This is a genomic window from Holdemania sp. 1001095H_141210_F2, assembly GCF_015558105.1.
Taxonomy (GTDB): Bacteria; Bacillota_I; Bacilli_A; order Erysipelotrichales; family Erysipelotrichaceae; genus Holdemania.
In genome coordinates this window covers 80,517-87,469 of sequence record NZ_JADNPO010000012.1, presented here as the reverse complement: position 1 = coordinate 87,469, position 6,953 = coordinate 80,517, and the positions used below count along the sequence as shown (strand labels likewise).

Annotated in this window: 8 protein-coding genes; all 8 read right to left on the bottom strand. The window is 51.0% G+C overall.

Annotated elements, in window-relative coordinates:
* Positions 1 to 272: 272 nt before the first annotated feature.
* The 8 genes from I2G61_RS09310 to I2G61_RS09275 all read right to left on the bottom strand — a co-directional run bounded on the left by I2G61_RS09310 (position 273) and on the right by I2G61_RS09275 (position 6,766).
* On the bottom strand, positions 273 to 971 hold the full coding sequence (locus tag I2G61_RS09310; protein ID WP_072685337.1) for a vWA domain-containing protein: 699 nt from the start codon (positions 969 to 971) through the stop codon (positions 273 to 275).
* A gap of 76 nt (positions 972 to 1,047) precedes the next feature.
* Positions 1,048 to 2,097 carry a hypothetical protein gene (locus I2G61_RS09305; RefSeq protein WP_072685336.1) on the bottom strand — a complete coding sequence of 350 codons (1,050 nt, stop codon included), beginning with the start codon at positions 2,095 to 2,097 and terminating at the stop codon, positions 1,048 to 1,050.
* A 3-nt stretch (positions 2,098 to 2,100) separates the two neighbouring features.
* Positions 2,101 to 2,424 carry a hypothetical protein gene (locus I2G61_RS09300; RefSeq protein ID WP_072685335.1) on the bottom strand — a complete coding sequence of 108 codons (324 nt, stop codon included), beginning with the start codon at positions 2,422 to 2,424 and terminating at the stop codon, positions 2,101 to 2,103.
* 151 nt (positions 2,425 to 2,575) lie between these two features.
* A complete protein-coding gene (locus I2G61_RS09295) occupies positions 2,576 to 3,013 on the bottom strand; it encodes a C-GCAxxG-C-C family (seleno)protein (protein ID WP_072685334.1) in 438 nt (145 codons plus the stop codon).
* Between the two features lie 221 nt (positions 3,014 to 3,234).
* On the bottom strand, positions 3,235 to 3,783 hold the full coding sequence (gene msrA, locus I2G61_RS09290) for a peptide-methionine (S)-S-oxide reductase MsrA (RefSeq protein WP_072685333.1): 549 nt from the start codon (positions 3,781 to 3,783) through the stop codon (positions 3,235 to 3,237).
* Complete coding sequence (locus I2G61_RS09285; protein ID WP_072685332.1) at positions 3,780 to 4,376, bottom strand: NUDIX hydrolase; 597 nt, start codon at positions 4,374 to 4,376, stop codon at positions 3,780 to 3,782. The genes msrA and I2G61_RS09285 overlap by 4 nt, the downstream gene beginning before the upstream one ends.
* Positions 4,354 to 5,760, bottom strand: a complete 1,407-nt coding sequence (locus I2G61_RS09280) for a sulfatase (protein WP_229100728.1) — start codon at positions 5,758 to 5,760, stop codon at positions 4,354 to 4,356. The genes I2G61_RS09285 and I2G61_RS09280 overlap by 23 nt, the downstream gene beginning before the upstream one ends.
* Before the next feature lie 220 nt (positions 5,761 to 5,980).
* Positions 5,981 to 6,766, bottom strand: a complete 786-nt coding sequence (locus I2G61_RS09275; RefSeq protein WP_072685429.1) for an NAD kinase — start codon at positions 6,764 to 6,766, stop codon at positions 5,981 to 5,983.
* Positions 6,767 to 6,953 lie beyond the last annotated feature (187 nt).

Sequence of the window (6,953 nt, the reverse complement as noted above, 5' to 3'; positions counted from 1 at the left end):
CTATCATTAATATTGCGGAAAATCGGAAAAAGCCTCCTAAAATAATTAAAAAAATCAAAAATACTTTCTTGAGTTAATTTTACAATTTCATTATAACTCAGAAACGTCTTGATTTCAATTTAGCTTTCCACTTTCTCAGCAGCTTTACTTACCCATAGAAATCAAAATAAAAAGGGCAGCTCTGACTGCCGCTTTTCCGATATTGATCATTGTAGAAACATCCGTGGATATCCAATTCAAAACTCTATTCATTATGATTTTTCTATTTCTTCCTACTTCGAAAAACGAACTTCTTGTTTGCAGCTTTCAAAATCTTTCTGAATATCCTCGGCCCAGTTTTCGTTTAATTCTTCGGATTCCGCAAAACTCGATATCGCATTCACCAGAACGCAGAAATTTTTTCGCATTCCCGGCTTATCCGCATGGAAATTCACAGCCCGGCTCGCTTCGATTCCCATCCTGCCTGCAGTCTGCACCGCGTCGATATTCGCACCCAGGAATAAAAATTCCCAATGATCCCGCTCTTTCTGCCGCTCGATCAACTGTTTTACCTGATCCAGAGAATATTCAACGCTGGAATTTTCCATGCCGTCCGTCGTAATGATAAATAACGTCTTTTCCGGACGGTTTTCCACGTTCATCTTTTGATGCACCCGCTCGATATGCCGTACTGAACGGCCAACCGCATCCAATAACGCGGTGCTGCCCCGGACATTATATTCTTCTTCACTCAAGCATCCGACGTTCTCAATCGGAACACGATCCAAAATCACCTCGGTTCGGTTGTCAAATAAAATTAGCGAAACCCTCGCCCGGCTTGTCCTCTGCTTCTGTTTTTCAATCAAGCTGTTAAATCCGCCAATCGTGTCCTGTTCCAAACCCGCCATACTGCCACTGCGATCCAGAATAAATACAATTTCCATTGTTTCCTTCATGACTTTCTTCATTGTTTTCTTCATTGTTTTCTTCATTACTTTTGCCTCCTCTGTGCTTCCAGTTTAAGCCGAAAGACATCAGCGAAGGTCGCTTGGCAGGCGACAAAGCAAATTAAAACGAACGACCGCCCAAAAGCGGCTGATCAAAAGCAAATAACACCTCGTTGATCTGAAACAAATCATAAATCCCCTGACTGAGGAAATATTCAACGATAATATCCAGCTTACTGGCATGGGTCAAGGCATAGCCGGCCCGGCCGATCAAGACCTTCAGTTCATCCAGATTCAGCTCCAGCGCAATCGCCAGCGCCAGCGCCGTCGTTTTACTTGGCCGGTAATCCTTCTGAATTCGAATCTTGGAAAACAACTTCCGATCAAGATTCGCTCTTTTATAGACTTGCGGATCAGTCATTCCCTTTTCGTCGATCAGCCGCAGCAGCGATTTGGAAAATGATTCCTCACGCTGCGCGATCAACTGTTCAAACAAATGCGGATTCACCGCCCGTATTTTCGGTTCCACATGAAAATCATCTGATGGAGCCTTTTCTGCGATTTCTTCAAAAAGACACATTTCTTCTGCAGGAATATCTGTAAGTTCCTCATCCGCTGCATTATCTTCGTCAACCGGCGCGATGAAGTTCTTCATTTTCGCAAGAACATGGCCTGTTTTCTCTTGCGGAAGCGCCTGATCATAATAATTCTCAATGTATTGACTGACTGCACCGATTAACGAATCCGACAGCCGCAATCGACTAACATCCTCCACAACCAGCGTCACCCATAATTCCTGTTCTGCCAGAAATTCACGTTCTCCCTGCACGATTATGGATAACAGTTCATCTTCTGATATCCCAGGCAGGCTCATCTTTGGCCATTCGACCGCCACCGACCTGCAATGTTCCCGGACCACCGCCGCCAGCGCCTGCCGATACGCTCGCGCCAATAACACCGCCGTCCCGGAATTTTCACCCGCATTTTGCGGCATGATCACCTCGATCAGTACCGCAGCCTGACAAGTCCGTTGTTCAATCTCACATCCCGCTGGAAAGCTTTGTTGATGATCTACGCGAACGGCACCCTCTTCAACGCCGGAATTGACGAAGCTCACAACCGCGTCGGCGGTCACTTCGCTCAAATCCTTTCTGACAATTTCCAACGGCATCGTTTACTTGCTTCCTCTTTCCGAGCTCAGGCCCTTTCCAACGACGCCACCGATCAGCGCGATCAAAGCATACGCCGGGCTGTAAACCCACGCGCTTTCATTAAAATATAGAAAAATCGCAGGGATAAACAAGATTCCCGTGGCGATCGCAAAAGCGGCCACAAAACCCGCCTTCCGCGCATGCGCCGCCGCGATGATCAACGTGATCAGCGGCAGGCCGGCCAACATCATGACCATGGCCGTTCCTGTGTCCCTGATGACTGCCGGCAGAATCCACAAGTTAACCGCCATCAAAAGTACATAAGGCAGATGAGGTTTTATCTGCATAGTTCTTCCTCGCTTTCTTCCTGTTCAGATAACCGCTGCACGCACCGTTAAGAATCGGATAAGCCCCCAATTCTCATCCTCCTCAAATTCAGGAAAAATCAAAAGTGTCTCCCGCTGCGGTCCCCTTTCGTGATGGTTCTTATTTTCAGCGTCAGGCTGCCGTTTCGTCCACGCCTTCCAGCGGTTTCGGCAACAAGCCGACATCCCGCAGCACCGCTTCCAAAATATCCGCACAGTTTTCCACCGTTGCCGCACACCGGCGCTCCGGCTGAAACAGCCGCGGCTTGATTTCCTCGCAGCGCAGCGATCCCAGCCGCTGGCGCACTTGTTCGACTACCGCTTGCGTCAAAGGCTTTAACTCCGCGCAGTCATGCGCTTTGGTTTTCACGATCAGACACCCCAGCGCGCACACGGCTCCAGTCAGTGCGCCGCACACATCCCCCACCTGCAAGCCGCCGCCCAAACCGGCCATCAGATGACAAGCATTTTCATCCAAATTTAAATGCCACGCCGCGTTCGCCCCATAAACCAGGCTTTCCGCACAATTATATCCCTGCTCATAATAATGAAGCGCATAGTCTTTCAACATTCGAATTTCCTCCTGTTTTCTACCTTAATGATACCGGAGTTCTCCCGCTTTGAAAAGCGAAATTCCCGAATCATGTTAGAGAATGCATGAAACTCAGCGCTGCGGTAACGGCCGCCCTCCTTGAAGAAAAGGAAAAAAGCTGCCGCTGCCGACAACTCTCTTTCCTTTTCTAAAAGTTCGAAAAAGCGTGAAACTCTTAAATTTTGAACTTTGCTTCCGCTTCAATCCAATCCAACATGATCCGACCGCATCCCTGTGATTTCCCGCTGCGCTTTCCGCTCCTGCGGCCGCATCACGGAAAAATCAACATGGCAATACCCCTGCGGATGACGCACGAGATAATCCTGATGTTCCTGTTCGGCGTCATAAAAGCAGACTAACCGTTCGACCTCCGTCACGATTGGACGGGCATAGTTTTTCTGCCGCTCCTTCACAAACTGCCGCGCGATCGCCTCGTCTTCCGCGCAAGCCGGATAAATTCCCGTGCGGTAGGACGTTCCCACATCGTTGCCCTGCCGATTCAGGGACGTCGGATCAATGATTCGAAACAGATGATCCAGCAGCTGTTCGAGCGTGATCTGATCGGAATCATACACGATCCGCACGCATTCCGCATGCCCGCTGATCTGCCGCTTCACCTGCGCGTAGTTTGGGTTTTCAAGACTTCCCTGAGCATATCCGACGCGTGTTTCCTCAACACCCTTTAACCGTCGGTAATATTCCTGAACACCCCAGAAACAACCGCCGGCCACTACGATTTCTTTTTTCATTGCGGCTCCTTTTCGCGCAGTGCTTCCCCTTTCCACTGACGGGAGCGCGCGATCAGCTTTTCATAGACTGGAAGCATCCGCGCTTCGCTGACCACCTTGGGCAGATCCGCGATCGGAATCCAGGCAACGGCGCTGTTCTCATCCGCTTTGACACTCAGCGTCTGATCCGTCGGTGCGATAAACAAATAGGTCACGTTCAAATGTTCGTGTTCCTTCACCGGCTTGCCCCGCTTGATATGCGCCGGGACAGGCAGGATATCCAATGCCAGAATTTCCCGGGAAAACGGCGTCAGCTCCGTAATTCCACTTTCCTCTTTCGCTTCCCGCAGCGCGACCGCAAACAAATCCGGATCCCCATCCGCATGACCGCCGAGCCAGGAATACGACTGATAAATATTATGATAAGCCATCAGCACCTGATCCAGCGCTTCGTTCATCACCCAGGCCGAGGAGGAAACATGCGCTTCTTCATTCTCCCGGGTCAGGATATTTTCCAGATCCAGCACTTCCAGAAACCGGGCTTTATCGCTGCGTTCCTGTTCGTTGAAGGGAACGTAAGCGCGGATGGCATCACGCCATGTCCTGTTCTGCATTGGGATTCACCTCCGGATACCACGCATCCACCGCTTCCAGCCATTCATGAAGCAGGCTGTGGAACTGCCGGACTAAATCCGGATTGGCCTCAGCCACATTGTGTTTTTCCGAAACATCCTGTTCCAGATCAAACAGCCGGACGCTGTGATCTTCATAAAATTCGATGTATTTCCATTTCCCGCAGCGCAGCGCCGAGCCTGGGGTTCCGCCCTGATTGCCATAATGCGGATAATGCCAGAAGATCGGCCCGCGGTCAAATTCCGCCTGCGGATTCAACAGCACCGGAGCCAGGCTCACGCCGTCGCAATGCTGCTGCGGACGCAGCGGCAGACCGCACAGCTCAAGCAATGTCGGATAGAAATCCGGACTGGTTGTCAGCGCGTGACTAAGACTTCCCGCCTCGATCTTCCCCGGCCAGCGCACAAACAACGGTTCCCGCACCGCGCCTTCATACATCCAGCCCTTGCCCTCCGACAACGGGAAGTTGCAGGTCGGCGAATGTTCCGCCGTTGCCAGTCCGCCGTTATCCGAAGTGAAAATCACGATTGTGTCCTCGTCCAGCCCTTCCGCTTTTAACGTCGCCATCAGCTGGCCGACGCTGTCGTCCAGTGCCTTGATCATCGCGGCATACACCGGATCCGACTGAACAATCCGGCGGGTGATCCGCTTATCCTTTTTCTGCAGGATCGGAAACGGATCGCCGATCTCAAACGGATCCTGCTGATCCAGTCCCCTCCGCTTCGCTTTTTCTTCAAAGTAGGCGATATCTTCCGCCTTGGCCTGCAGCGGCGTATGCACCGCATAGTGCCAGAGGTTCAGGAAAAATGGACGCTGACGGTCACGACTGCGGATCAAGGCGGCCGCTTCTGCGCCGATCCGGTCGGTCAGGTATTCCCCTTCCGGTCCATCGCTGAGGTTTTCCATGTGATACGGACTGAAATACCCCTTCTTCGGATGGCCCCACCAGCTGCCCCCGAGGTTGACATCAAAGCCGTGATGCTCCGGATACGCCGCTTCTTTTCCCAGATGCCATTTTCCGACATGCCAGGTCTGATAGCCGGCTTCCTGAAAGGCTTTCGCCATCGAGAACTCGCTGACCGGCAGCTCCTTGATATACGGCGCGTCGATCAGCTTGCCGCGGCAGGGATGATAGTTCTCATGATCGATCCAATCAGTCACCTTTAAGCGGGCCGGATATTTGCCGGACAGAATACTGGCGCGGCTGGGCGAACAAACCGGGCAGGCGGCGTAGGCTTGATCAAAAGCCATGCCTTCTTTTCGCAGCTGGTCGATGTGCGGCGTTTCATAAAACGAGCTTCCCTGACAGCTTAAATCCATCCATCCCAAATCGTCGATCAAAATCATAATTACGTTCGGTTTCATCTTCATCGCTCCTTTTCTTTATTTGTTTTGAGTCTGATTCCCAGTTTAATTTTCAGTCCCGACCTTCCTTTTGTTCTTTAAGGTTTCTTCTGCCCACGGTTTTCTTTCATCTCCGATCAAATTTCAGTTTCAGCTGGGGATTGATCGGAACTATGCCGAAATCCATCTTCCGGTCAAGCCGCGGGTTTAACCCCGAATTCAACCGCTGATTAAGCCCAGTCTAAAACAGAATCCGCAGCCGCTGCAAATAAGCCAGATCCCGATACCGGGCAATCTGAACCTGCTTCGGACTCTGGAACACTTCGATTTCAGTTTCCTGATCAAGGTTGAAGCACAGGTGATCATAGCACAGAAGCGCGCCTTCGAAGTTGGCGGACCGCAGCTTAATCACGGATTCCGGCCGCAGGATCAGAGGCGAACCCAACGAGCGGTAAGCACGGTGATGAATTCCCGTAATTTCGCTCAGCTGCAATAGCGGAAGGCCGCTTTCGATCACCGCCCCGCCTAAGGAGCGGTTATAAGCCGTGGAACCGATCTGCGTACACAGACACAACCCCGTTCCGCGGAAGGTTTCAAAGAAAGAACCGTTGATCTCGATATCCATCAGCTGCGTTTTCGTCACGTTTTCAATCCGCATTTCGTTTAACGCATAGATCGTTTTTTCCTGTTTCTCACCGCGTGCCGTGACCTGAAGCAGACGTGCGCTTTCGCACTTTGGACTGCGGTGGGTCACATCTTGAACGCACAGATCCATCTCATCGCAGCGGTAATCGCAGAAAAAGCCGAGTGTTCCGCTGTGAATCCCGACAAACTTTACATTTTCCAGCTGATCCAGATATTCGTGCACGGCATAGAGAAATGTGCCGTCCCCACCGATCGCAAAGACCAGATCGGGCTGCCGTTCCTCTTCCGTCCAGCCTTTCTCACGCAATTTATCCGCCAGCTCGCTTTTCAGCTGCCGGGATGTTTCATCGGGCCGGTGAACGACCGCAAACTTTTGTTTCATACTCTTTCTCGCTTTCTTCGCTTTTTTCCCAGCTTCAATGCTTTTCATCCATTCGCATTAAGCTGCTTTTTTTCACGGCTTTTCGCCTGCTTTTTTCCGTGGCTTTCAAAGCTTTGCCTGCCGTCTTTCTGACTTTTCGCATGCCCGATTTTCAAAGAAGAAGAAAACTCAGGCTGCACGCTTTATT